The organism is Methylobacterium sp. J-026, assembly GCF_022829585.1.
Classification (GTDB): Bacteria; Pseudomonadota; Alphaproteobacteria; order Rhizobiales; family Beijerinckiaceae; genus Methylobacterium.
This window is the reverse complement of the sequence record NZ_JAKSYC010000117.1, coordinates 1-24,703: the sequence shown is the minus strand read 5'-3', so window position 1 is coordinate 24,703 and position 24,703 is coordinate 1. Positions and strand designations below refer to the sequence as shown.

23 protein-coding genes, 1 tRNA gene and 1 pseudogene are annotated in these 24,703 nt (G+C 71.5%); 12 read left to right on the top strand and 13 right to left on the bottom strand.

The features are described from left to right. Window positions 1–20 precede the first annotated feature (20 nt). Window positions 21–896, bottom strand: coding sequence for a response regulator (locus tag MKK69_RS11410; RefSeq protein ID WP_243967949.1), 876 nt, complete (start codon window positions 894–896; stop codon window positions 21–23). A 121-nt stretch (window positions 897–1,017) separates the two neighbouring features. Beyond that, window positions 1,018–2,001 carry a tyrosine recombinase XerC gene (locus MKK69_RS11405; protein ID WP_243967947.1) on the bottom strand — a complete coding sequence of 328 codons (984 nt, stop codon included), beginning with the start codon at window positions 1,999–2,001 and terminating at the stop codon, window positions 1,018–1,020. 104 nt (window positions 2,002–2,105) lie between these two features. Between MKK69_RS11405 and MKK69_RS11400 the strand changes: the two genes are divergently transcribed. Further along, the gene (locus tag MKK69_RS11400) at window positions 2,106–2,426 is read left to right on the top strand and encodes a YnfA family protein (RefSeq protein WP_243968051.1); all 321 of its coding nucleotides are present in this window, start codon (window positions 2,106–2,108) and stop codon (window positions 2,424–2,426) included. Between the two features lie 10 nt (window positions 2,427–2,436). Here the strand turns inward: MKK69_RS11400 and MKK69_RS11395 are convergent, their stop codons facing one another. After that, window positions 2,437–3,009 (bottom strand): peroxidase-related enzyme, encoded by a 573-nt coding sequence (locus MKK69_RS11395; RefSeq protein WP_243967945.1) that lies wholly within the window; start codon window positions 3,007–3,009, stop codon window positions 2,437–2,439. A gap of 87 nt (window positions 3,010–3,096) precedes the next feature. Between MKK69_RS11395 and ruvC the strand changes: the two genes are divergently transcribed. Beyond that, window positions 3,097–3,720, top strand: coding sequence for a crossover junction endodeoxyribonuclease RuvC (gene ruvC, locus MKK69_RS11390; RefSeq protein ID WP_243968050.1), 624 nt, complete (start codon window positions 3,097–3,099; stop codon window positions 3,718–3,720). A gap of 16 nt (window positions 3,721–3,736) precedes the next feature. Here the strand turns inward: ruvC and MKK69_RS11385 are convergent. Beyond that, window positions 3,737–3,820 (bottom strand) — tRNA-Tyr (locus MKK69_RS11385). 197 nt (window positions 3,821–4,017) lie between these two features. Here MKK69_RS11385 and MKK69_RS11380 point away from each other — a divergent pair. From MKK69_RS11380 to MKK69_RS11370, 3 genes are all read left to right on the top strand, one after another. Next, a complete protein-coding gene (locus tag MKK69_RS11380) occupies window positions 4,018–5,868 on the top strand; it encodes a DEAD/DEAH box helicase (RefSeq protein WP_279598320.1) in 1,851 nt (616 codons plus the stop codon). A gap of 91 nt (window positions 5,869–5,959) precedes the next feature. Then, window positions 5,960–6,283, top strand: coding sequence for a hypothetical protein (locus MKK69_RS11375; RefSeq protein WP_243967940.1), 324 nt, complete (start codon window positions 5,960–5,962; stop codon window positions 6,281–6,283). A gap of 597 nt (window positions 6,284–6,880) precedes the next feature. Continuing rightward, window positions 6,881–7,294 (top strand): DUF3597 domain-containing protein, encoded by a 414-nt coding sequence (locus MKK69_RS11370; RefSeq protein ID WP_243967939.1) that lies wholly within the window; start codon window positions 6,881–6,883, stop codon window positions 7,292–7,294. Between the two features lie 243 nt (window positions 7,295–7,537). On the opposite strand, the gene MKK69_RS11365 is transcribed toward MKK69_RS11370, so the two are convergent. Beyond that, the gene (locus MKK69_RS11365; RefSeq protein ID WP_243968049.1) at window positions 7,538–8,623 is read right to left on the bottom strand and encodes a polyamine ABC transporter substrate-binding protein; all 1,086 of its coding nucleotides are present in this window, start codon (window positions 8,621–8,623) and stop codon (window positions 7,538–7,540) included. Between the two features lie 20 nt (window positions 8,624–8,643). Further along, window positions 8,644–9,000: a RidA family protein gene (locus MKK69_RS11360; protein ID WP_243967938.1), complete on the bottom strand. Its 357-nt coding sequence runs from the start codon at window positions 8,998–9,000 to the stop codon at window positions 8,644–8,646. A gap of 181 nt (window positions 9,001–9,181) precedes the next feature. On the opposite strand from MKK69_RS11360, the gene MKK69_RS11355 reads away from it, so the two are divergent. Further along, on the top strand, window positions 9,182–9,445 hold the full coding sequence (locus MKK69_RS11355) for a GlsB/YeaQ/YmgE family stress response membrane protein (protein ID WP_243967937.1): 264 nt from the start codon (window positions 9,182–9,184) through the stop codon (window positions 9,443–9,445). 76 nt (window positions 9,446–9,521) lie between these two features. Here the strand turns inward: MKK69_RS11355 and MKK69_RS11350 are convergent, their stop codons facing one another. The 3 genes from MKK69_RS11350 to rpsO form a co-directional block, all read right to left on the bottom strand. After that, on the bottom strand, window positions 9,522–9,743 hold the full coding sequence (locus MKK69_RS11350) for a YgaP-like transmembrane domain (RefSeq protein WP_243967936.1): 222 nt from the start codon (window positions 9,741–9,743) through the stop codon (window positions 9,522–9,524). A 380-nt stretch (window positions 9,744–10,123) separates the two neighbouring features. Beyond that, window positions 10,124–12,343, bottom strand: coding sequence for a polyribonucleotide nucleotidyltransferase (gene pnp, locus MKK69_RS11345; protein WP_243967935.1), 2,220 nt, complete (start codon window positions 12,341–12,343; stop codon window positions 10,124–10,126). 210 nt (window positions 12,344–12,553) lie between these two features. Next, on the bottom strand, window positions 12,554–12,823 hold the full coding sequence (gene rpsO, locus MKK69_RS11340; protein WP_243916762.1) for a 30S ribosomal protein S15: 270 nt from the start codon (window positions 12,821–12,823) through the stop codon (window positions 12,554–12,556). 262 nt (window positions 12,824–13,085) lie between these two features. On the opposite strand from rpsO, the gene MKK69_RS11335 reads away from it, so the two are divergent. The 3 genes from MKK69_RS11335 to MKK69_RS11325 all read left to right on the top strand — a co-directional run bounded on the left by MKK69_RS11335 (window position 13,086) and on the right by MKK69_RS11325 (window position 17,224). Beyond that, window positions 13,086–15,086, top strand: coding sequence for a hypothetical protein (locus MKK69_RS11335; protein WP_243967934.1), 2,001 nt, complete (start codon window positions 13,086–13,088; stop codon window positions 15,084–15,086). Continuing rightward, window positions 15,079–15,726: a hypothetical protein gene (locus tag MKK69_RS11330; protein WP_243967932.1), complete on the top strand. Its 648-nt coding sequence runs from the start codon at window positions 15,079–15,081 to the stop codon at window positions 15,724–15,726. Before MKK69_RS11335 ends, MKK69_RS11330 begins: the two co-directional genes overlap by 8 nt. 103 nt (window positions 15,727–15,829) lie before the next feature. After that, window positions 15,830–17,224, top strand: a complete 1,395-nt coding sequence (locus MKK69_RS11325) for an amino acid permease (protein ID WP_243967931.1) — start codon at window positions 15,830–15,832, stop codon at window positions 17,222–17,224. On the opposite strand, the gene MKK69_RS11320 is transcribed toward MKK69_RS11325, so the two are convergent. The 4 genes from MKK69_RS11320 to MKK69_RS11305 all read right to left on the bottom strand — a co-directional run bounded on the left by MKK69_RS11320 (window position 17,217) and on the right by MKK69_RS11305 (window position 20,786). Then, window positions 17,217–17,627, bottom strand: a complete 411-nt coding sequence (locus tag MKK69_RS11320) for a flagellar basal body rod protein FlgC (RefSeq protein ID WP_243967930.1) — start codon at window positions 17,625–17,627, stop codon at window positions 17,217–17,219. The genes MKK69_RS11325 and MKK69_RS11320 overlap by 8 nt on opposite strands. Before the next feature lie 116 nt (window positions 17,628–17,743). Continuing rightward, on the bottom strand, window positions 17,744–18,604 hold the full coding sequence (locus tag MKK69_RS11315) for a formyltransferase family protein (RefSeq protein WP_243967929.1): 861 nt from the start codon (window positions 18,602–18,604) through the stop codon (window positions 17,744–17,746). Beyond that, window positions 18,604–19,371, bottom strand: coding sequence for an SDR family NAD(P)-dependent oxidoreductase (locus MKK69_RS11310; protein WP_243967928.1), 768 nt, complete (start codon window positions 19,369–19,371; stop codon window positions 18,604–18,606). Before MKK69_RS11310 ends, MKK69_RS11315 begins: the two co-directional genes overlap by 1 nt. Before the next feature lie 107 nt (window positions 19,372–19,478). After that, window positions 19,479–20,786 (bottom strand): capsule biosynthesis protein, encoded by a 1,308-nt coding sequence (locus MKK69_RS11305; RefSeq protein WP_243967927.1) that lies wholly within the window; start codon window positions 20,784–20,786, stop codon window positions 19,479–19,481. 335 nt (window positions 20,787–21,121) lie between these two features. Here MKK69_RS11305 and MKK69_RS11300 point away from each other — a divergent pair, with 335 nt between their 5' ends. From MKK69_RS11300 to MKK69_RS11290, 3 genes and pseudogenes are all read left to right on the top strand, one after another. After that, complete coding sequence (locus tag MKK69_RS11300) at window positions 21,122–22,624, top strand: capsular biosynthesis protein (RefSeq protein WP_243967926.1); 1,503 nt, start codon at window positions 21,122–21,124, stop codon at window positions 22,622–22,624. 195 nt (window positions 22,625–22,819) lie between these two features. After that, window positions 22,820–24,310, top strand: coding sequence for an LTA synthase family protein (locus tag MKK69_RS11295; RefSeq protein WP_243967925.1), 1,491 nt, complete (start codon window positions 22,820–22,822; stop codon window positions 24,308–24,310). A 192-nt stretch (window positions 24,311–24,502) separates the two neighbouring features. Further along, a pseudogene (locus MKK69_RS11290) lies at window positions 24,503–24,703 on the top strand (sugar transporter); the annotation flags it as partial.

The following is a 24,703-nucleotide window of genomic DNA, read 5'->3' as shown; positions in this document are numbered from 1 at the left end:
GTCCTGCTGTGTCGGCCCGTTCAGGCGATCTTGCGCCGGGGATTCGGCAGGTCCGCGATCCGCAGCAATGCGCTCGGCGCAGGCGGCGCGGTCAGGGCATTGAGGAGATACGGCCGGCGCAGGCCGAGGGCGTTGTGCAGGGCGAGGTCGATGTCGCGGGCGTAGAACGGCATCCGCAGCACGGCATCGACGCCGAAGTAACGGCCGGCCTGCGCGACCGATTCCGGCTCGGAGGTGGTCAGCAGGGTGATCCGCGTCGCGAGACCGAGCGGCTGGATCTGGCAGGCGAGTTCGAGCCCGTCGATGCCGGCGAGCTTCACGTCGATGAAGGCGAAATCGTAGGCCGCGAGCTTCAGCTGCTTGAGGGCATGGCGGCCGTCATCCGTCTCGTCGAGGGTGATGGCGAACCCGCTCCGGGCGACCACGCGGCTGATGGCCGAGCGCCCGGCCGGCGTCGAGCAGGCGAGCAGCGCCCGCGTCGGCGTACGGCGGCGGGCATCCGCGTGAAGCAGCTGCTCGATATGGCTCGGGTCCAGGGGCGTCTTGAGGACCTCGTAGGCGCCGAGACTCGTGGCGATCTCCTGCCATTGCGCCAGCACGCGATTCGCGACCAGCACCAGGCAGGGCGGCTCCGCGCCCGCCCGCCGCGCCACAGCGACCGCCTCGGGTCCGCTCAGATCCTCCAGCTCGAGGCCGACGAAGGCGAGGGTCGGGCGGTGCCGGAGCAGGATGTCGCAGAGCGCCTGCCCCGAGGTCGCCTCGTCGATCACGGCGGCGGGATCGAAGCGGCGCACGACGTTGCAGAGTGCCGCACGGCGACCCGCGTCACAATCCGCGATCACGACCCGTGCGGGCGTCAGCCCCCCCTCAAGCTCCATGACGTCCGTCCAAGCCATCCCAGTCCGTATCCGTCAGAGTGGCTGCAGATGGTGACAAAGCTCTTAAAGAAATCGACTGTTCACTCGTTCGAACGGATAAGCTGTCAATTCAGACCAAAAGCGGCTCGGAATTCCTTGCCTATAATAATCTATGTGAGCGGCCGGCCCTCGGATGAGCCGCCGCGTAGGCACTCATCAGCCGGGCCGCGTCGACCTGGGTGTAGAGCTGCGTGGTCGAGAGGGAGGCGTGACCGAGGAGTTCCTGGATGGCGCGCAGCTCCCCCTGGCGGGCGAGGAGATGCGTGGCGAAGGAGTGCCGCAGGGCGTGCGGCGTCGCGCTGTCGGGCAGGCCGAGGGCGCCCCGGGCGCGGGCGACGGCATATTGGATGATCCGCGGCGACAGCGGGCCGCCCCGGGCGCCGACGAACAGCGGCCCGTCCGGCGCCAGGGGCAGCGGGCAGACGGCGAGATAATCGGCCACGGCCTGCGCGACCACGGGCAGGATCGGCACCATGCGCTCCTTGCCGCCCTTGCCGAGCACGGTGACCTGATCGGTGCCCGGCAGCGGCGCGTCCCGACGCGTGAGGCCGAGGGCCTCGGAGATACGCAGCCCCGCACCGTAGAGGAGCGCCAGCACGGCGGCATCCCGCGCCAGAACCCAGGGCTCGCGCTCCTCACCGGCACGGATCTCCGTCCCGGTGAGCGCCACCGCGGCGGCGACCGGCAGGGGACGCGGCAGCCGGCGCGGCACCTTGGGCGAACGCACGCCGCCCAGCGCCGAGACCGTGCCGTACCCCTCGCGTTCGAGGTAGCGCCCGAAGGACCGCAGGCCGGCGAGCATCCGCATCAACGAGCGCCCCGAGACCGCGTCGGCCCGGCGCGCGGCCATGAAGGCGCGGAGGTCGCGCACCTTCAGGGCCAGGAGCATCGGGATCGTCGGCGTACCCTGGCGCGTCGCGAGGTGGCGGAGGAACTGGCGCAGGTCGCGCTCATAGGCCTCGACGGTATTGGGCGACATCCGCCGCTCGCGCGCCAGCCCGTCGATCCAGGCCAGAACGACGGCGCGCAGGCGCGCATCGCCCGGGATCAGCAGGAGGTCGTCGGTGGTGGCATCGGCGCTCATGGGTCCAATCGACCGGTTCCCCCTTGCCGGACGCTTAACGCGCGCCGCGATCCACGCCCGACGTCACGGCGCTCGCCGCGCCCCGAGCCCTATGCCAAGCCCCGATCATGACGTTCCTCACCTATGCCGGCGCCGCCCTCGCGGAAATCGCCGGATGCTTCGCGTTCTGGTCCTGGCTCCGGCTCGGACGGTCCGCCTGGTGGGCGCTGCCGGGCCTGGCCGCGCTCGCGGCCTTCGCCGTCCTGCTGACCCGGGTGGACAGCCCGGCGGCGGGGCGCGCCTTCGCGGCCTATGGCGGGGTCTACGTGGCCGCCTCGGTCCTGTGGCTGTGGCTGGCGGAGGGCCAGCGGCCGGATCGATGGGACCTCGCGGGCGGCGCAATCTGCCTCGCCGGGACGGCGATCATCCTGCTGGGCCGCCGGTGATCGGCCGGGTTCAGCGGCCCATCCCGTAGAACTCGGCGTTCGGGCGCAGATCCGCCACGCTGGCGATCCGGTTCGACAGGGCGAACAGGGCGGTGATCGCCGCGATGTCCCAGATGTCGTCCTGGCTGAACCCGTGCCCGGCGAGCGCGGCATGGTCCTGCGCGTCGATGGTCTGCGCGGCCGTCGCGACCTTGATGGCGAAGTCGAGCATCGCCCGCTGCCGCGGCGTGATCTCGGCCTTGGCATAGTTGATCGCGATCTGGTCGGCGATCCGCGCATCCTTGGCCCGGACCCGCAGGATCGCCCCGTGGGCCGCGACGCAGTAGAGGCAATCGTTGGCCGCGCTGGTGGCCACCACGATCATCTCGCGCTCGGCCTTGGTGAGGCCGCCGGGCCGGTCCATCAGCGCGTCGTGATAGGCCATGAAGGCGCGGAACTCGTCCGGACGATGGGCGAGCGCCAGGAAGACGTTGGGCACGAAGCCCGCCTTCTCCTGCACGAGGGCGATCCGGGCGCGCAGATCCTCCGGCATGTCGGAGAGATTCGGCACCGGGAAGCGGCTGATCGGCGTGTCCGCAGGCATCGATCGTCCCTTGGTGAAACCAGGCGTTCACGATACGTACGGCAGCCTCGGGCCGTTCGTCGAGCCGTGGAGCCCATGATCAGCCCTGTGAACAGTTCCGTCCGTATCCTCGGCATCGATCCCGGCCTCCGGCGCACGGGCTGGGGCGTCATCACCGCGCAGGGCACCAAGCTCACCTACGGCGATTGCGGCGTCGTCACCTCGGACGGCGACCTGCCGCTGGCCCTGCGGTTGCGCGAACTGTTCGAGGGGGTCGGGCGCGTGGTCGAGGCGGTGCGGCCCGACGAGGTCGCCGTGGAGGAGACCTTCGTCAACAAGGACGCGCAGGCGACGCTCAAGCTCGGTCATGCCCGGGCCGTGTCGCTCCTGGTGCCGGCGCTCGCCGGGCTACCGGTGTTCGAATACGCCGCCAACCTGATCAAGAAGACCGTGGCGGGCTCCGGCCACGCCGAGAAGGTCCAGATCCAGGCGATGGTGCGCTTCCTGCTGCCCAAGGCCGAGTTCCGCGTCGCCGACGCCGCCGACGCGCTGGCCATCGCAATCACCCATGCCAGTCACCGGGACGCGCACGCGCTCCGGAGGGCGCATCTGCCCGCGGGCAAGCGCCGGAGCCTGACAGGCCAGGCGGCCGCGGGGCAGGGGCTCGAAGGGAAGGGTTTCTCCGCCGCCGCAGCCGCGCGCATCGAGGCGGCGCTGGCGAAACAGGGCTGACGGGATCGGGAAATCTTGGTGGGGGAAGTAGGACTCGAACCTACGAAGCTTACGCAGCGGATTTACAGTCCGCCCCCTTTGCCGCTCGGGACATTCCCCCAAGGCGGGTTTCTCGCCCGCGGCGCCCTTATGGTGAGGGGCTCGCCAGGTGTCAACGCTTGTCGTGCGCCGATCCGCCGAACCCGGTGCATCCGGCCGCCCGGCGCGAAGGAAACGCGAACGTTCCGCGACCGAAGGGATTCACAAAGGAATCGGGATCGGCCACGGTGCGCGGATGTCGCCCTGCTTCGCCGGCCATTGACCCGCCCCGCCCCGTCCCTGCGGTCCCACCAGCGCACGCTGATGGCCCTGGTCGACGCCATGGCGCGCGGCGAGGCGGCCCATATCCAAAAAATCCTCGCGGCGGTGACGCCCGGCGGCGGCAAGTCGCTGCTGCCGGTGATCGCCGCGCAGAGCCTGATCGCGGCCGGCCTGGTCGAGCGCGTCGTCTGGGTGGTGCCGCGGGATTCCCTGCGCCTGCAGGCCGAGGAGGCCTTCGCCGATCCGCTCTGGCGCAGCGTCTTCGGACACGCCCTCAGCGTGCGCGCGGCCGATAACGAGCGCGACCCGGCCCGCGGGCTCTCGGGCTACATCACCACCTATCAGGCGGTCGCCGCCGCACCGGCACTGCATCTCGCGGAGGCCAAGGCGCACCGCACCCTCTTGGTGATCGACGAGGTCCACCACCTGCCGGTGCCCGGCCGGCCGGGGGCGGAGACGGCCGACGCGGAGGATGCGGAGGCGGGGGCCTGGTCCCGGGCGATGCTGCCGGTGATGGAGGCGGCCGCGATCAGTCTCTATCTGTCCGGGACATTGGAGCGGGCGGACGGGCGCCGGATCCTGGGGCTGCCCTATCACCCCGCCGCGCCGGGCCGCGGGCCCGAACTCAACCTGGAAGCGCCCGGGCTCGCGGTGATCGGCTATTCCCGGACGCAGGCGCTGAGCGAGCGGGCGGTGCTGCCGGTCACCTTCGGGGCCATCGACGGCGAGGCGAGCTGGCTGGAGGGTGGCCGGATCTCCGGCGACGCGCCCCGGGTCGGGCCGCACCGGCTGGGCGCCGGATCGGTGCGGGTGACCACGCGGCCGGCCCTGTTCACGGCCCTGCGGACCGGTTTTGCCCGGGATCTCCTGAGCGAGGCGTTCTTCGCCACCAAACGCCTCCGGGCCCGCCGCCGGGCCGAGCACCGCCTCGCGCCGGGCGAGCCGGCGCGGGGCCTCGGCAAGCTCCTCGTGGTGGCGCCGGATCAGGCGAGCGCGCGCGCCTATCTGACGACCCTGCGCGGCTGGATGCCGGCGGGGCAGGGGGAGCGCGACGTCCGGCTGGCCACCTCCGGCCAGGGCGACGCCCACGCGGCCCTGGCGGCGTTCCGCCTGACCCCCGAACCCGCCGTGCTGGTGACGGTGGCGATGGCCTACGAAGGGCTCGACGCCCCCGAGGTCGCGGTGGTGGCGGCGCTCACCCATATCCGCTCGCGGCCCTGGCTCGAACAGATGCTGGCGCGGGCGACCCGGGTCGATCCGCATGCCGGCGCCTACGACACCCAGCAGGCGCTGATCTTCCACCCCGACGACCCGCTCTTCGCCCGTTTCCGCCTGGAGCTCGAGACCGAGCAGGGCAGCGCCGCCCGGCCCCGGCGCGAGCGCCCGGCGAGCGCCCTGGTCCCGGAACGGACCCCCTGGCGCGACGAGGATCCGGGCGGAATCACCCCCCTGGAGAGCAACGCCATCGGGCTCCGCTACGCCCTGCTGCGCCCGCGCCTCGTCGAGGCTGTCCCGACGGCGCCCGCCCCCGAACTGCCCTCGATCACCGAGCGCACCCTGCGGCAGAGGCTCGCCGCCGCGGTAGCCGCGCAGGCGGTGGAGGACGAGGCGTCCCTGCGGGTGCCCCGCGGCGGCAATCTCGCGCATCGCTACAACGCCGTGCTGAAACGCGTGCTCGGCAAGGGCCGCGCGACCATGACCCTGCCCGAACTGGAGGCCGCGCTGAGCTGGCTTGAACGCAACCGCCTGTCGGACCATCTCGACCGTCTCGACGGCGATGCCCGCTACGCGTGGTCCGCCCGCCAGCGCCGGGGCCCCTGGCCGCCGGCACGCGCCGCCGGCCGATAGGGCGCTCGCCGCCGAGGTGGGCACCGGGCCGGTGTGAGCCCGCGCGGCGGATCAGGGGCTTGGAGCCGCCGCAGGACGCGAGGAGAATGTCGTGACCGAGACCCTGCCCGCCGCCTTCTCGGCGACCCTGATCGACGCCGCGCCCCCGGCGTCTTGGCCGGCCCCGTTGGCCGCGCTCTGGTGGCTGGCCCGGGATCCGTCCGGATCGGGTTCGACGGCCTGGGAGCGGGCACACGCCCTGGTGCAGGAGGCGCCGGGTCGTGATGCGGCCTGGGTTCACGCTCATCTCCACCGGATCGAGGGCGATGCGGAGAATGCCCGCTACTGGTACGGCCGCGCAGGCCGACCGGAATCGCGCGGGACCTGGGCGGAGGAACGGGCCGCCATGGCCACTGCGCTGTTCGACCCGGCCTGATCCGCCACGTCGCGAGGGATCGAAATCCGGTCCGACGCCGTTCCTGCCGGGCGTCGAACGCACACCCGCATCTTATAGGCGAGTCGGATTTTCTTGATCTACTACAAGTTTAATCTTGTTTGATTGATCCCGCGACCTGAACGCTTCAGGCGTTCATCACCGCGACCTCCCTCGTCTCACAACGTCAGATCAAACTTTTCTTCGACAGAACACGCTTGCGGGATCGAACGCCCATAATTCGGCCAATCCTGAATAACTACGTTCTTTTTTCGCTGGCATAGCGGCGAAAACTGACTATGGGTACGCGCATCGATTCCGAAATCAGGGGAACACGCTGGTCGCCGTGATGAGCTTGGCTTGTTTGATCTGCGGCGTGTGTCTCGCCGCCGTCTCGCTGCGCGTTCCCGCCCGCTCTGCCACGTTGGAGCGCTGGAGCGGCGTCTGTCTCGTGCTCGGTCTCGGCCTGCTCGGCGTCGCGCTCCACGGCGCCCGCGGTTAGGATGCGTCGCCGGGGCCGATTCTCGGAACGCCCCGCGCCACCGCCAGTTTAACGCCCGCCCGACGCCTCAGTCGGGCTGTGATCATCGGAGCGGACTCATGAGCCTCCTCGGCAGCATCGTCGGCAAAATCCTCCACCCCTTCGGCGGCGGGAGCGCGGATGCGGCACCCGCACCCACGGCGGGCTCGGGCGGATCGGCCGGCTCGAGCAATCCGTCCACGCCCTCGACGGCGGGCGCTCCCGGCGGCGGCGAGCCGGTGGACGTGGCGGCGGTTCTCACCGGCCTCGCGGAGAAGAACTCGCAGACGCTCGACTGGCGCCACTCCATCGTCGACCTGATGAAGCTGCTCGACCTCGATTCAGGCCTTGCCTCGCGTAAGCAACTCGCCGACGAGTTGCACTACACCGGCGACAAGGACGACTCGGCCGCGATGAACATCTGGCTGCACAAGCAGGTCATGCAGAAGCTTGCCGAGAACGGCGGCAAGGTTCCGGACGACCTCAAGCACTAGGACTGCCCCGCGACCGTCGAACGTAAGCCCCGGCACGGCGCGCTGCCGGGGCTCCCACTGGCCTGTGGACCCGTTCTGTAGCCCGGCCTCGGCCTTATCCTGAGGTGTCCGAGGCAGCGGGTCTCGAAGAAGCTCCCCAGAGTCCAGGGCGATCCCTCGATCCCTCCTTCGAGGTCTCCGCTCCGCTGCGGAATCTCTTGACGGGGGGGCAGACCGGATCCCTCATCCCCCCGACGTCCCCGCTCAGCGTCCCGTGCGAACCCGCGTCCAGAGCCGCGTGACGAAACGCTGCGTGCGGTCGTCCCAGGCGGTATTGATCGACAGGCGCTGCATCGTCGCCTCGTCCGGGTAGATACCGGGATTGTTCAGGATCTCCGGCTTCACGAAGCGCTTCGCCGCGAGGTTGCCACTGGCATAGGCCACGAAGTTGGTGTTGGCCGCAGCCACCTCCGGCCGCATCATGTAGTCGATGAAGGCGAGCGCCTCGGCCGGGTGGGCGGCGTCCTTCGGGATCGCGAAGGTGTCGAACCACATCAGCGCCCCCTCCTTGGGCACCACGTAGGCGATCTCGATCCCGTTCTTGGCCTCCTCCGCCCGGCGCTTGGCCTGCATCACGTCGCCCGAGTAGCCGACCGCCACGCAGATGTCGCCGTTGGCCAGGGCCTGGATATACTCGGAGGAGTGGAACTTCCGCACGGTGCCGCGCACCTTGTAGAGGGCATCCGTCACCAGGGTCAGGTCGTCCCAGCGCTTGGAATCGGCCTTGGCCCCGAAGGCCGGGAGCATGCTGGGGATCAGGTCCTCGGGGGAATCGAGCATCATGATCCCGCATTCCTTGAGCCTGTTGGCGGAGGCGGGATTGAGGACGAGGCTCCAGGAGTTCAGCGCCGCGCCGGCGCCCAGGCGCTCGCGCAGGGCGGCGACGTTGTAGCCGATGCCCGTGGTGCCCCACATGTAGTCGACCGCGTAAGCGTTGCCCGGGTCGTAGACCGCGAGGCGGCTGCTGACCTCCGGCCAGAGGTTGCCGAGGTTCTTGAGCTTGGTCTTGTCGAGGGGCAGGAAGGCGCCGGCCCGGATCAGCCGTTGCAGGTACGGCCCGGACGGCACGACGATGTCGTAGCCGGACCGCCCCGCCAGCAGCTTGGTCTCCAGGATCTCGTTGTTGTCGTAGGTGTCGTAGACGACCTTGATGCCGGTCTCGCGGGTGAAGGCGTCGAGCACCGTCGGGTCGATATAGTCGGACCAGTTGTAGATGTTGACGACCCGCTCTTCCGCGGCCGAAGCAGCGGCGCCGAGGGCAGCCAACAGGGCGGCCGCGACGGCCGCCAGAACAGTGCGGCGGGGGCCGGTCACCGGCTCCTCGCGGCCACGACCACGATCTCGACGAGGTATTCGGGGCCGGCGAGCTTCGCCTCGACCGTGGCGCGGGCCGGGGGGTTCTCCGGCGAGACCCAGGCGTCCCAGGCGGCGTTCATCTCCGCGAAGGTCGCCATGTCGGCGAGGTAGACGGTGGCTGAGAGGATGCGCGCCTTGTCGCTCCCGGCCACGGCCAGCAGCCGGTCGATCTCCACCAGGATCTGCTGGGTCTGGATCGTCACGCCGGTGCCGACCGTATCGGCGGCCACCTGCCCGGCGAGGTAGACCATGTCGCCGAAGGCGACGGCCTGCGACATCCGCTTGCCCGGCTCGATCCGCTGAACATCCATACCCGTCTCCACCACCTCGGAACCGGCGTATCTGCCGCGGCCCCGGGGCAGCCGTAAAGGGCGGCGCGTCCGCGCGCCGCGGGAACGGGCGGAAATTCGACGTCCCGTCACCGGGTGCGGGCAACCGTCGCGGGCCGCGGCGCGTTCTGCCGGCATCGTCAATCACGCACTGGGGTTTGTCATGGGTATCCTCTGGACCATCGTCATCGGCTTCCTGGCCGGCATCATCGCCAAGTTCGTCATGCCGGGGCCGAATGAGCCGTCGGGCTTCATCCTGACCACGATTCTCGGCATCGTCGGCGCCTTCGTGGCGACCTTCATCGGCCAGGCGGTCGGCTGGTACGGCCCCAATCAGGGCGCGGGCTTCATCGGGGCCATCGTGGGCGCCGTGGTGGTGCTGTTCATCTACGGCCTGATCGCGAGCCGGCGCAGCACCACGATCTAAGTGTTTCAGGACGCATGAAACGAGAGGGGCGCCCCGCGGGGCGCCCCTTTTTTGTGGCTCGGAGGCCAGCGGCCGCTCAGAGATGCTCGGAGGCGGCCTTCACGGCGCAATGGCCGGTCGCCCCGCGCACCGCGAGGCCGACACCGACGACCAGGGCCAGCAGGCTCAGAAACTTGTTGGGCCGCGGCTGCGCGGCTGCGGCGGCGATCCCGAGGCCCAGGGCCACCGAGACGGCGCGTTCCGTCGTCGACAGGTTCGGCTGCCCACTGAAGATATCGTGCATCATGTCGTTGGCCATAGAAAAATCCCTGCGTTGAGGTCGCCGGGCGAACGCGGAGGGGCCGGTCGCGTTCCCGCCGCCATCCGAACGGATTGCCGCCCACGGCAGGGGTACCGCCGGGCCGACATTCCCTCCGTGGCGGCGGATCGCCCGGAGGCGGGGACATGACGGCGGCATCGCGCCGCGGTTACGGGCTGAAGCGTCTGGGCGACAGAACCCTGCTCCCCCGGCGCGGCAGCGACGGGCTCCCGGTTCAGCGCGGTGTCGGCGACAGGGCGCGCCTGGACCGATCCACCGCGCCCGCGCCGACGGAGCGGCGCAAAGAAAAAGGCGCGGCCCCGGAGGACCGCGCCCGTTATTGACGTCCCGCGCCGGCCGGGGCCGGTTCGGGGCGCGGCTTACTCGCCCGCCTCGCGGCGGCGCTCGCCGCGGTGGCGGCCGCCCTCGCGGGGCTCGCGCGGCTCGTCGCCGCGCTCGGGCCGGTCGGCGTCGCGCTGGGCCTTCACCTTCTCGGTGATGTCCTCGCCGGTCTGCTGGTCGACGACCTTCATGGACAGGCGGATCTTGCCGCGGTCGTCCTGGCCGAGGAACTTCACCTTGACCTTGTCGCCTTCCTTGACGACGTCCTGCACCTTGGCGACCCGGTTCGCGGCGAGTTCCGAGATGTGGACCAGGCCGTCCTTGGCGCCGAAGAAGTTCACGAAGGCGCCGAACTCCATGCACTTCACGATCGTGCCGTCGTAGATCACGCCGATCTCCGGCTCCGCCACGATCGAGCGGATCCAGTTGTAGGCCGCCTTGATCGCCTTGCCGTCGGCGGAGGCGATCTTGACGATGCCGGTATCCTCGATGTTGATCTTGGCGCCGGTCTTCTCGACGATCTCGCGGATCACCTTGCCGCCGGTGCCGATCACGTCGCGGATCTTATCTGTCGGGATCTGCATCGTCTCGATGCGCGGCGCGTACTCGCCGAGTTCCGGACGGGCGGCCGTCAGGGCCTTGGCCATCTCGGCGAGGATGTGGGCACGCCCGTCCTTCGCCTGGTCGAGGGCGACCCGCATGATCTCCTCGGTGATGCCGGCGATCTTGATGTCCATCTGGAGCGAGGTCACGCCCTCGTCCGTGCCGGCCACCTTGAAGTCCATGTCGCCGAGGTGATCCTCGTCGCCCAGGATGTCGGACAGGACCGCGAAGCGCTCACCCTCGAGGATGAGGCCCATGGCGATGCCCGCCACCGGACGGCGCAGGGGCACGCCGGCATCCATCAGCGACAGCGAGCCGCCGCAGACCGAGGCCATCGAGGACGAGCCGTTGGACTCCGTGATCTCCGACACGACGCGGATCGTGTAGGGGAACTCGTGGGCCGGCGGCAGCACCGGGCGGATCGCCCGCCAGGCGAGCTTGCCATGACCGATCTCGCGACGGCCCGGGGAGCCCATCCGGCCGGTCTCGCCGACGCTATAGGGAGGGAAGTTGTAGTGGAGCAGGAAGCGCTCCTTGTAGGTGCCTTCCAGCGCGTCGATGAACTGCTCGTCCTCGCCGGTGCCGAGCGTTGCCACCACGAGCGCCTGGGTCTCGCCGCGGGTGAACAAAGCCGAGCCGTGGGCGCGGGGCAGCACGCCGACCTCGGAGAGGATCGGGCGGACCGTCTTCACGTCGCGGCCGTCGATGCGGGCGCCGCTGTCCAGGATGTTCCAGCGGACCACCTTCGACTGGGCCTCCTTGAAGGCGGCCTTGACCTTCTCGGCCGGGAATTTTTCCGCGCCCTCCGGGCAGAGGGCGGCCATCACCTTCGCCTTCACGGCGTCGACGGCGGCGTAGCGCTCCTGCTTGACGGTCTTGGTGTAGGCGGCGCGGAGTTCGGCCTCGCAGACCTCCAGCACCGCCGTCTCGACGTCGGCGTTCTCGGGGGCCCTGAAGTCGCGCGGCTCCTTGGCGGCCTTCTCGGCCAGGCGGACGATCGCCTCGATCACTGGCTGGAAGTGCTTGTGGCCGAACATCACGGCGCCGAGCATCACGTCCTCGGAGAGCTCCTTGGCCTCCGACTCGACCATCAGCACCGCGTCCTGCGTGCCGGCGACCACGAGGTCGAGGGCCGATTCCTCCTTGGTCTCGGTGACCGACGGGTTCAGCCGGTAGCTGCCGTTGATGTAGCCGACCCGGGCGCCGCCGATCGGGCCCATGAACGGGACGCCCGACAGGGTCAGCGCCGCGGAGGCCGCGACCATCGCGACGATGTCGGGATCGTTCTCGAGGTCGTGGGTCAGGACGGTGACGACCACCTGGGTGTCGTTGCGCCAGCCCTGGACGAAGAGCGGACGGATCGGGCGGTCGATCAGGCGGGAGACCAGGGTCTCCTTCTCGGAGGGCCGGCCCTCGCGCTTGAAGTAGCCGCCGGGGATGCGGCCGGCCGCGTAGGCGCGCTCCTGGTAGTTCACGGTGAGCGGCATGAAGTCGATGCCCGCCTTCGGCTCCTTCGTGGCGACCACGGTGGCGAGCACCGAAGTGTCGCCGTAGGTGGCGACCACGGCGCCGTCGGCCTGACGGGCGACCTTGCCGGTCTCCAGCACGAGCTTGCGGTCACCCCACATCAGCTCTTCGCGTTGAACGTCGAACATTCTTGATCTCTTCCTTGCCTGCGGCGAGCCCAAGCCCGGCGCCGCCCGGGGGCAAGACGGCGAGACACTTCCACGGCGAAGTGTCTCGCGATCCTGCCCCGATGCCGGCGCCTCGAAGCGGCCCGCTTGTGGGGCGGCCGGACCCATTCCGGCAGCCCCCGATGGTGAAACGCGGCCCCGGGCCGGGCCCGGAACCGCGCGAAACGTGCCTTAGCGGCGGATGCCGAGACGCTCGATGAGGGCGCGGTAGCGGGCCTCGTCCTTGCGCTTGACGTAGTCGAGCAGCGAGCGGCGCTGCGAGACCATCTTCAGGAGGCCGCGCCGGGAATGGTTGTCCTTGGCGTGGGTCTTGAAGTGGCCGGTGAGGTTGGCGATCCGCTCGGTGAGGATCGCCACCTGGACCTCGGGGGACCCGGTGTCCTTGGCGTCCTTGCGGTGTTCCTTGATAAGCGCGGTCTTGCGCTCTGCCGTGATCGACATCGCATGCCTTTCGGGTTGTGCTGGTCGGATGCGGCGCCCCAAACGGGCGCGCGCGGGCTCGGCGTTCGGCCGGTGCCGGGATGTCGTCCAGCACGGTCACAGCGCCAAGCGGCTCAAGCCCCGCCCGGTCACCCGGGTCGAAGCTGCCGGATCCATACACGAAACTGCCAGTTATGCCAGCCCCGGGCCCGATCGCGGGTCCCCGAGGAAACGGTTAACGCCCCGGTGCTAAGCGGGAGCCCGCACGAAACGCGGCCCGGCAATGAACGGCACCCTCTCGGATGCGTGCGGTGTCCTGCTCGCGACGCTGCTCGGCGTTCCCCTCGTGGTCCTGCCGGGCTACGCGCTCGGCGCGATCACCGGCATCCTCGGCTTCCGCACGCTCGCGACCGGCGACCGGCTCCTCTGCGCGGCGCTCCTCGGCATCGGGCTCCTGCCCGCCCTCGACGGGCTGCTGATCCAGGCGGCCGACGTGCCGGTGGCAGCCCTGGCGAACGCGGCGCTCGGGCTCGCCGCCCTGAGACCGGCCCTCCGGGACCTGCGCGGTCCGGTCGACCGGGGGGCCCTGGCCCTCGCCGCGCTCTGGCTCGGGATCGTGGCCTATGCGCTGATCGACATCGACACCGGCGTCGCCCTCTACCAGCCGATCACGGTCATCGACCTCGTCAAGCACGCCGCCCTGACCCGGGGGATCGTCGAGCACGGCCTGCCGCCGGCGGATCCGTTCTTCGCCCGCCCGGAGCGGGCCGGCTACTATTACGGGTTCTACACGCTGACCGCCCTGGTGGACTGGGCCGGGGACCACCTCGTCGACGGGCGCACCGCCTTCGCGGGACTCGCCTTCTGGACCGGCATCGCGCTCCTCGGCCTGCTGGACCGGCTCCTCGCCGCCACTGGGCTCGTCGGGGACGTCCCGCCCCGGCTCCTGCGCCGGGCCGTGCTGGTGCTCCTGCCGGCGGGCGGCCTCAACATCCTGCTGGTCGCCTTCAACCGGGCGACCTCGGGATACTGGATCCCCATCCCGGAATGGCTGAACGAGCAGGTCGTGAACTGGCCGACCTCCCTGGTCTGGGTGCCGCATCACGTCGCCGCCGCCCTGGCGGGATGGCTCGGCCTCCTGGCGCTCGCCGAGATCGCCGACCGGGCGGAGCCGGATCGGCGCGCGCAGAGTGCCGGCATCGTCACCGCGGGAACGGCCTTCGCGGCCTGCGCGGCGCTGTCGGTCTGGGTCTGCTTGGGCACGGTGGCGGCGGCCGGGATCTGGCTGGGGCTGCTCGCCGTCGAGCGCCGCTGGCGCGCCGCGGCCCGGCTCGCGGCGGCCGGGCTGCTCGGCGCGGTCCTGGCCGCGCCCTACCTACTCGGCCTCCTGGCCAACCGGGCCGATACCGGCGGCACGATCCAGTTCGCGGTCCGACGCTTCGGCCCCGTGGAGCCGCTTTTCGACGAACCGACCCTTGCCCTGCTCCGGCCGATCCTGTTGCCGGTCAACTACTACGTCGCGCTAGGGGTCTTCGCGGGGGGCGCGCTCCTGTTCTGGCGGATCGTCCCGCGGCGCGAGGCCCATGCCCGCGAGGCGGGCCGGCTGCTGACGATCGGCGCGGTGTCGAGCCTGCTGCTCGGCGGATTCCTGCGCTCGGCGATCCTCTACAACGACCTCGGCGCCCGGGTGGTCCTGCTCGCGCAGGTGGCGGCGCTGGGCTGGACCGTCGTAGCCCTGACCCGGACCCGCGACGGCACCCGGCTCAGACTCGCGGGATCGCTCGGCGCGCTCCTGCTCCTCGGCTACGCCACGACGCTCTACGGCTTTGCCGGGATGCGCGCCTATCCGGCCGCCGGCCATCCCAGGTTCGCCTTCCTCAACGGCCGCCCCGACATCGACCGAGCCCTGCGCTCGGCCTATGCCTGGGCCGGCACGCACCTGCCCCAGGACCTGGTCCTGCAGGCCTCGCCGATCCCGGCGCGGGTGTTCGCTTTCGGCCTCTACGGCGGCCAGCCGGTGGCGGTGGCCGACCGCGAGGCGCGCCTGTTCGGCGCGGCCCCCGGGGCGGTCGCGGCGCGGCTCGCTACGGTCTCCCCGATCTTCGGCGCGACCCTGACCGGCGCGGAGGTGCGCCGCCGGGCCGCCGAGGCCGGCATCGGCGCGCTGGTGGTCACCGCGGCGGACGCCGCCTGGAACGCGCCGGACTCCTGGATCCGGCGCACACGAGCCGCCTATGCGGCGCCCCTCGTGCGGATCCTGCGCGTCGAGGACCTCGATGATTGAGGCTCCCACGCGCGCCGGCCGGATCCTGCGCTGGCTCGGCGCCCAGGCGCTGCTGCACGCGGGCGCGCTCGCCCTCGGCTTCGGCGGCTTCGTGATGCTGTTTCAGACCGAGCTCTGCACCGGCATGACGATCCTGTTCTACCGGGGCCTCGTCCTGCTGCTCGCGGCCTTCCTGATCACCCTCGTGGCGACGGCATCCCTCGCCGGCCTCGGCCGGACCTGGGGCCTGCGCCGCCGCGACGCGCTGGGGGCCTGCGCGCTGTCGCTGTCCCTGAACCTGAGCGTCCTCGTGGTCCTCCCGGTCACGGTCGACCGCTCGATCAGCGTGTTCCTGCTCGGACAGATGGCGGCCCATCCCGACGAGAGCTTCGATGCGGAGCGGGCCCGGACGCTGTTCGAGGCAATCTATCTCGGGGAGTTCCGCCAGATGGAGCGGCGCCTGGCCGAGCAGACGGCCTCGGGCAACCTGGCGCCCACGGCGGACGGGTACGTCATCACCCCGCAGGGCCGCGCCTTCATCCGCTTCGCCGGCCTCGTCGCCCGGGCCTTCCGGACCGATACAAGGCTGGTCGAGCCGGTGCCGACGCCCGAAACCGCGCCCGCACAGCGGTGGAGCCTGCGTCGGGACCGGCCCGAGTGACGGGCGCGACGGCGGGGTCCGGTTCGACCGGCCGCGGGACGTGCATCTTGCTCCGGCGCGCAGCAGGGTCGATCAGGGGGCGATCAACGTGGATACGCGCGCGATGGCGGAACCGGCCGTGACGGGGCAGGGCAGCGACGCGTCCGGAGCGGACCGGACGCTGGCCCGGACTCTCACCGCGCCGGGGCTCGTCGCGATCGGCCTCGGCGCCACGATCGGCGCGGGCATCTTCGTGCTGACCGGGACGGCGGCGGCGCAATATGCCGGCCCCGCGCTGAGCCTGTCCTTCGTGATCGGCGGGATCGCCTGCGGCTTCGTCGGCCTGTGCTACGCCGAGCTGGCGGCCATGATCCCGGAGGCGGGTTCCACCTACACCTACACCCGGGCGAGCCTGGGTGCGTTTCCCGCCTGGATCATCGGCTGGGACCTCGTGCTCGAATTCGCCGTGGCGGCCGCGACCGTGGCGGTCGGTTGGTCGGGCTACGCACAGTCGCTCGCGGCGGATTTCGGCCTGCGGCTGCCGCCGTCCCTGGCCGGCGCCCCCGGCGACGGCGGCCTCGTTAACCTGCCGGCGGTCGCCATCGTCCTGCTGCTCACCGGCCTGCTGACGCGCGCCACCCGGGAGGCCTCCCTGGTGACCGGGCTGCTGGTGGCCTGCAAGGTGGCGATCATCCTGGCCTTCGTGGCCGTCGGCGCGGTCCATCTCCGGCCGGAACTCTGGCACCCCTTCGTCCCGGACAATGCCGGCGCCTTCGGCGCCTATGGCTGGAGCGGCGTGTTCCGCGGGGCCGCGGTGGTGTTCTTCGCCTTCGTGGGGTTCGAGACGGTGGCCACCGCTGCGGGCGAGTGCCGGGCGCCGCAGCGCGACGCGCCGGTGGGGCTGATCGGCTCGCTCCTGATCACCACTGTGCTGTACGTGGCGATGGCCGCCGTGCTCACCGGCCTCGTCCCCTACCGCGACCTGGACGTCGCCGATCCGGTGGCCAAGGCGGTCGACGCCATCGGGCTGTCCGCCTTCGCCACGGCGGTCAAGGTCGGTGCCCTGATCGGTCTGACCACCTCGGCGCTGACCGCCCTCTACGGGCAGGGCCGGATCTTCTTCGCCATGGCCCGGGACGGGTTCCTCCCGAAGATGTTCTGCCGGGTCCATCCGGTGACCCGGGCGCCGGTGGCCAGCCAGCTGGTGATCGGCCTGTTCACGGCCGCGGTGGCGGGACTCGTGCCGATCGACGTCCTGGGCGAGATCGTCAGCATCGGCACGCTCCTGGCGTTCTGCCTCGTCTGCGCCACGGTGCTGATCCTGCGCCGGACCGATCCGGACCGGCCGCGCCCGTTCCGCGTCCCGGCGGCGACGCTGACGGCCGGGCTCGGCATCCTGTCCTGCGTCGCGCTGATGGCCTCGCTGCCGGCCGAGACCTGGATCCGCCTGGCGATCTGGCTCGCGATCGGGCTCGCCGTCTATGCCGGCTACGGCCGGCACCACGTCCGGATCAACTGAGGAGATTGATGGTCGCCTGCGTCAACCCGTCGAGGATGCCCGAGGCGCTGAGGTTGGCCTCGTAGTTCCGGACCACCGTCTGCAGATCGGCCGTCTCCGTTGCGGCATTCACGTTGGGCAGGCGGATATAGCCCCGGCTGTCGGCGGCGGCGCTGGATGGGTCGTAGCGGGTACGGAACGCGCTGGTGTCGCGCACGACGCGGCCCACCGGATCGCGCGGGCTGTCGGCGACGACGGGCGTGAACACCGCGATCTTGCGGGCGTAGGGCACCCCGCCGGGCGTTTCGGCGGCCGAATCGGCGTTGGCGAGGTTCTCGGAGATCGTGCGGATCCGGCCGCTCTGCACCTGCCGGCCGGCGGCCAGCGCGTCGGAGGCCGAATGGAGGGCGCTGGTATCCGGCATGCGAGGGCCTGGTCGGGCGTCGGGGAAACCGTCACCGTTTCTTTGACGAACAGGCTTAACCGCCGGTTAAGCGCCTCCCGGAACGGCCGCCGCGACGTCGTGCACCGCGGCGGCCCTCACGGCGCCTTGCCGGAGAGGCTCAGCGCCTCCCGGAGATCCCGCCCGTCGGTCAGCCGCAGGTTCCGGCGGCGCAGGGCGGCCAGCATCGTGCGATCGGGGAACGGGCAATAGGGTAGAACTTCGGCGGTCCGGCCCTCCGGCAGGGCGCCGGTGCGGGCGACGGCGTCGAGCAGCCGGTCCAGCATCCCGCGCCCGTGGGCGTGGAGCGCCACGGCCGCCCTCGTGGCGGTGGTGCCGGGGGGCAGGGGCACCGCCTCCTGGTCGAGGATCGCCCCGGTATCGATGGCGGCGGCCAGGCGGTGGAGAGTCATGCCGAAGCTGCCCGGACCCTCCGCCAGGGCGTGGATCGTCGGCACCGGGCCGCGGTGGCGCGGCAGCAGGCCGGGATGGCCGTTGATGCCCCCGAGCCGCGCCAGCCCGATGGTCTCGGGCTTCAGGATCTGGTCGAAATGGTAGGTGAGGATCAGGTCGGGGGCCGTGTCCCGTAGGGTCTGCGCCACGGCGGGGCCGTTGACGTCGTCGACCGTCAGGGTCGGGATGCCGAGGCGCCGGCACAGGGTCTTGAGCGGCGTCGATTCCGGCGCGTCACCGCTGCCGGCCACCGCCTGGGTCAGGGGTGCCAGCGGGCGCAGCAGATCGGGCAGGCCGAAATTGACCGCCAGATAGGGCAGGATCCCGGGGCCCGAGCGGGCGAGGTGCCGCCGGACCTGCCCGGTCAGGCCGCCGCTCGACGGCCGCTCGGCATTGGAGAGGCCCACCAAGGCGATGTCGGCCCGATGATCGGCGACGAGCCGGCGCACCACGCGGGCGTTCGGCAGCGCCTCCAGGACGAACAGCGCGATCCGGGGGCGGCCCATCAGCGGCGCTTCCGCCGCTGGAACCGGAACGCGTAGAGCCCGGCCCTGCGGACGCTCTCCGGCAGGAGCAGCACAGTGCGCGCCAGAGCCGTGAGGATGAACGGGAAGGCGATCACGTCGCGGTTGGCCGTGATGCCCTTGGCGATGCGCACGGCCGCTTCCTCGGCGCTGATCTCCAGGGGCCGCCAGCCCTTCAGCTCGCCGCCCATCGGCGTCTTCACGTAGCCGGGCGTCACGACGTTGACCTTCACGCCCCGCGGCCCGACCTTCTGGCGCAGGGCCAGGCCGTGGGCGACGAGCGCCGCCTTGGCGCCGCTATAGGCCGGGGCGTCCTGGAGCGGCGCATAGGCCGCCAGGGACGACATCAGGACGATCTGCCCCTGGCCGCGCCGGAGCATCAGCGTCAGGCTGGGCAGCACCACGTTGAGCGAGCCGGTGTAGTTGATGTCCGCGGTCTCGAAGGCCACGTCCTCGGACTCGACCTGCCCCTCCTGATTGCCGCCGTTCACCGCGGCGTTGGCAACGACCAGATCGAGGGGTGCGGCGGCATCCGCCCGGTGCACGAGCGCCACCGTGGCGGCCCGGTCTCGGGTATCGAGGCGTGCGGTCTCGACGGCGGCGCCGCTGGCGCGGCAATCCCGGGCGACGATCTCGAGGCGCTCGGCGTTGCGGCCGACGATGATGAGGCTCACGCCGGTCCGGGCGTAATGGCGCGCCAGCGCGGCGCCGATGCCGCTCGACGCGCCGGTGATCAGGATACGGGGCATGCGGCGGGTTACGCTGCCCGGCGTGGAAAGATCAAGGCCTCGCCGGACTCACCGGCCGTGAAAGCCGTGTCCGAGGCCGAGACGGACCCCGACGGCCAGGAGCACGATCAGTAGACCGGCGCGAGCTCGCCGTTCCGGTCGGCCGCCTCGCGGATCGCCCGCGCCGCCGCCAGCATCGAATCGGGCAGGGCGGATTCCATGCGCGGCACGGAGCCGGCCACGGCCCGGTCGATGGCCTCCTTGGAGAAGAAGCCGCCATTGACCTGCGTCCTGTGCAGGACGACCCGGCGGAAATCGGCCATCAGGCCCATGTCGGGCGGTGTCGGGTTCTTCCAGAATCCGTCCAGATCGCCCTGATGGGTCAGCTCGGCCATGTTGTAGATCGCGGTGCCGACCGCGTGGGTCGGGCACCCCATCTCCAGGGACAGCATGCCCACCGTCGAGTTGACGATCACCACGCCGCGGGCCCCCTTGATCAGGGCCGGCAGGTCGCCGCCGTCGATGAAATCGAGCCGGTCGCTGACGCCATGCCGCCGGGCCGAGTCCCGGGCGAACCGGCGCCAGTTGATCAGGCCGCTGTCCAGCGGATGCAGCTTCACCAGAAGCCGGGTCGGCGCCGCGGAGGCGTCCGCGAAGGACTTGATCACCCGGTCCATGAAGCCCTCGACGCCGAGGAACGGCGAGTGGACCCGGATCTGGTAATCGCTGTCGAGCTGGAGCGGCAGCAGGAAGTAGTCGCAGCCGACCGCGCGGTAGATCTCGTCGCAGCGCGCCGCCTCGCGGCGGGTATGGGCGCGGCGGGCGAACTTCTTGATCCAGCCCGCGTACTCGGCGGCGATATGGGTCGGCCGGTGGCTGCGGAAATGCGGGAAGAGGTAGGGGAACAGGATGTTGGCGAGGTTGTAGCCGACGTCCCAGACGCTCCGGCGCGCCATGTCGCCCGTGGAGGGCATCGCCCGTCCGGGCTGGGGCAGCCGCCGCGCCAGGGCGCGGATCGCGTCGGCCGTCCGGGGCAGGGACGAGAAGCCGTTCACGCCGCCGAGCTCGCAGGTGATCCAGTTCGGGCGGATATAGCCCTCCTCGAACACGTGGACCCGCAGGCCGCGGTATTCGGCGATCATCCGGGCGGCCTTGTGGAACGGCCGGCAGTCGCCGAACAGCACGATGTCGGTCACGCCCTCGCGGGTCAGATAGGCCTCGAGGTACTCCCCCCAGGCCTCGCGGCGGCCGCGGTAATTGTCCGCCGCACCGGTCCAGAACAGCCAGTCGCCGGGGCAGAGATTGATGCGCCGGACCTCATGGCCCCGGGCGCGCAGCGCCTTCCCGAGATCGGAGAAGAACGGCGTGGCAATTCCTTGCAGGAACAGGAAGGTCGCGGGGCGGTTCCGGACTGCGTCGAGGGCGGGTTGTTGCATTCCGCGGCGCTTCTATCCTTGACCCTGTGACCGGCTGAACCGCACCGGCGAGAGACCCTGAGGTGGCACGGCGCCCGGCGGCCCCGCAATCCGAGGCCGTGCCGCAGCACGGCTTTTCCGCACCCGCGTGACCCGTCTGCAACGGTCGCACGGCAGCGGCGCCGCCTGGATTGAGCGGGCAATCACGGCGACGGTATGTCCGAATCCTTTCAAGGAGGTGGCGCCCGCGCGACGGACCTTGGGTTGTCCCCGAAATCCCACACCATCCCATGCCGGCGAAAATGCGCTACAGGCGGGCGGAGCCCTTCGATCGCGCGGAGCCGGACGCCCAGACCATGCCCCTTGAACCGACCCCGTCGCTCTACGCGACCGGCCGGACGATCCGCCGGCTCCGGGCCGAGATCGAGGCCGCGACGGGCCTCGCCTTCGCGCGGGCGCATCCCGGCGCGGCCGGCGCTGTCTGGGGTGCTGGGAGCCTGGCCGGCCGGATGCTGGCGCTCGCCGGCCGCCGCCGCCTCGTGGTCGCCCCCGGCCCGCTGCTGAGCCCCTACGACGATCCGGAGCGCGGGTTCTCGTCCCTGCGGATCAGCCTCGACGGCAAGCCGTTCGGCGGGGAGGGGGGAATTCACTACCTCGATCCCTGGACCCGGGCACCGGTCGGCCGCGCCGCCTGCGCGGAGCGGGTGGCATGGCTCGCCGCGCGCTTCTCCGAGAACGACCGGCGGGTGGTCTATGTCGGGATGTCGCGCTGGAAGCGGCCGGCCCTCGACGTGCTCGCGGCCGGGCCCGCCGGTCGGCCGGTCCACACCATGACCACCGAGGCCGCGATCGCCGCGGGGCGGCGCCACCGCGGCCGGATCCTCGCCTGGGCGACCCGGGCGCCGGGCCGTCTGGAGGAGGCCTGCGCCGGGGCCGGGCTGCCCCTAGCCCGGGTGGAGGACGGGTTCCTGCGCTCCGTCGGCCTCGGCGCAAGCCTCCAGCCCGGCGCCTCCATCGTGGTGGACGATCTGGGCATCTATTACGACCCGCGCCGGGAGAGCCGCCTGCAGCGCCTGCTGGCGGAGTCGGACTTCACCCCGGACCTCGTTGCCCGGGCCCGGCGCCTGCGCGAGGAGGTCGTGGCGCGCCGGCTCAGCAAATACAATGTCGGCCTCGACGCGGCGGCGCTCGACTGGCCCGCCGGCCGGCGGATCGTGCTGGTGCCCGGGCAGGTGGAGGACGACGCCTCGGTGCGCCACGGCTCCCCCCTGGTCCGCTCGAACCGGGCGCTGCTGGAGGCGGCGCGGCGGCGCAACCCGGACGCGTTCCTGCTCTACAAGCCGCATCCCGACGTGGAGGCGGGCTTCCGCCCGGGCCTCATCCCGGAGGCGGAGGCGCGGACCCTCGCCGACCGGATCGTGGCCGGGATCAGCATCGTCGATCTGCTCGACCGGGTGCATCACGTCGAGACCATGACGTCGCTCGCCGGGTTCGAGGCGCTGATCCGCGGGCTCAGCGTGGCGACGCATGGCCGGCCGTTCTACGCGGGCTGGGGGCTGTCGGAGGATCTCGCGCCGGGGGCCGATCGCGGGCGCAGGCTCGGCCTCGACGAGCTGGTCGCCGGCGCGATGATCCTCTATCCGCGCTATCTCGATCCCGTGGCGATGAAGCCGTGCAGCCCGGAGCAGCTCCTGGATCGCCTCAGCGCGGCCCGGGAGACGGCCCCGCGCAGCGCGCTCTCCATCGGCCGCACCGCCCATCTGGTGATGCGGGCCCGCTACGGGCTGCTCAACCCGCTGGTGCGGGCGCTGCGCAGCCGCCGCGGCGTGGGCCGCGAGGCCGGGGGCGGCCCGGGATAGGGCGTGACGTGCCCGCGACATCAAAGCGATAGCGCGGGCTTCTAACCTCGGCGGCCAGCCGTTCGCCCCGGGGCCGGCCCCGATCCCGCTGGATCAGGAACGGCCCGCAACACCTTGCTCCCGCGCGCTCTTCACCGCCGGACCCGCCCGGTCCCGGCCATGAGGATGCCCGCTCAAACGTCGAGTGCCCGAGTCTTGACGACGTTCCTCACCGCCACCGGCCTCGCCCTCGCGCTCTGCCTCCTCCTGGAGGTCGTCGTGGGCGATTCGATCACCCGGGCGAGCCTCGCCCCGCGCGACCTCGCCCTGCGCCTCACCGGCTATCTGCTGATCCTGCTGTTCTGGTTCGCCTTCTCCTGGCGTCCCTGGCTCGCCGGGTTGACCTGCCTGATCTCGGTCGCGGCGCTCGTCTACGTGAGCCGGGCCAAGCGCTCGGTGATCGGCGAGCCGCTGCTGTTCAGCGATTTCGCCCTGCTGCCGCAGGTGCCGCGCCATCCCCAGCTCTACTACATCCCGCCCCTGTGGGATCCGCGGGTCTGCGTTCCCGCCCTCCTCACCCTCGCCGCCACCGTGATCTGGTACCGCACCGAGCCGAGCGTGCTGCCGGCCGCCACCCTCCCGCGGATCCTGGCGCTGATCGGCCTGCCGCTGCTGCTCGGGCTGCTGGTCCGAGCCGCGCCGCACCCGCCCCTCGCCCGGCTGATCGCCCGCTGGTTCCCCCGCCCCGATCTGGAGGCGGACGTGGCCCGGGTCGGCCTGCCGGCGAGCCTCCTCGGCTACACCGCCCGGGCGCTGGCGGGGAGCGAGCCGGCGCCCCCGGCGCCCGCGCTGCCCCCGGGGCCGGGGGACGACGTCGTGGTGGTGATCCAGCTCGAATCGTTCATCGACCCGGAGCGCCTGGGCGGAGCGCCGTTGCCGGCGATGGCCCTGTTCCGCAGCCGGGCCGCCCAGTACGGCCGGCTCGAGGTCCCCGCCCACGGCGCCTACACGATGCGCAGCGAGCACGCCGTGCTCACCGGCCGCCCGTCCGACAGCCTCGGCTTCGGCCGGTACGACCCCTACACCTCCCGCAGCGGCGACGAGCCGACGAGCCTCGCGCGGCTCGCCCGCGGCCGGGGCTACGGGACCCTGTTCCTGCACCCGTTCCACCGGGACTTCTTCCGCCGGGCGCAGGTGATGGAAGCCTTCGGCTTCACCGAGCAGGTGATGGAAGAGGCCTTCCGGGACGCGCCGCGGGTGGGACCCTATGTCGGCGACGTCGCCCTGGGCGAACGCCTCCTGGCGGAGGTCCGGGCGCGGCCGACGCCCCTGTTCCTGTTCTGCGTGACCATGGAGAACCACGGACCGTGGAAGCCCGGGCGCCTGCCGGGGATCGATGATCCACAGGCGCAATACCTCCATCACGTGGCCCATACCGGGCAGATGGTGGAGGCAATCGTGGCCGGGCTCGACCGGCTGGCCGGGGAGCGGGGCCAGACCATGACGCTCTGCGTGTTCGGTGACCACGCCCCCTCGCTGCCGAGCTGCAAGCCCGGCTTCGGCGGTCGGACGACCGAATACGCCCTGTTTCGCTTCGGCCACCCGGCTGCGCCGGCGCGCCGGATCGACCTCGCGGCGGACGCCCTCGGGCGCGCGCTGCGCGGGGCCCTCGCCCGCATGCCTGCGGACAGCCCCGCCGGGACGTGATATGGTCAAGCTTGCCGCTGGGCCGCGCGGCAGTGCCACGCTGGTGACGCATTACCGGCGGTATAGCACGGCCGTCCGCCACGCGGTTTCCGCCCTGGCACGACCGTTAAAGCGATCGCAGCGTTTTGCGGTCAATCTGAACGTCCGGTTCGGGCCAGCGATGGTGCGGAACCGGCTGGAGAAAACTCTGTGATGCTGCGTAAGACGGCGCGCACCGCCCTGATGGCCGCCCTGGCGGCCGGATCTGCCGGCGGCTGCACGTACCTGCCCGCGGCGGGTCCGACGGCGAGCGCGATCCAGGCGGGCGCGGAGGTGGCCACCCCGGATGGCGGGATGCTGGCGCGCTACGAGATCATCGACGTCACCCCCGCGGTGGTCGAGGCCCTGCGCGGA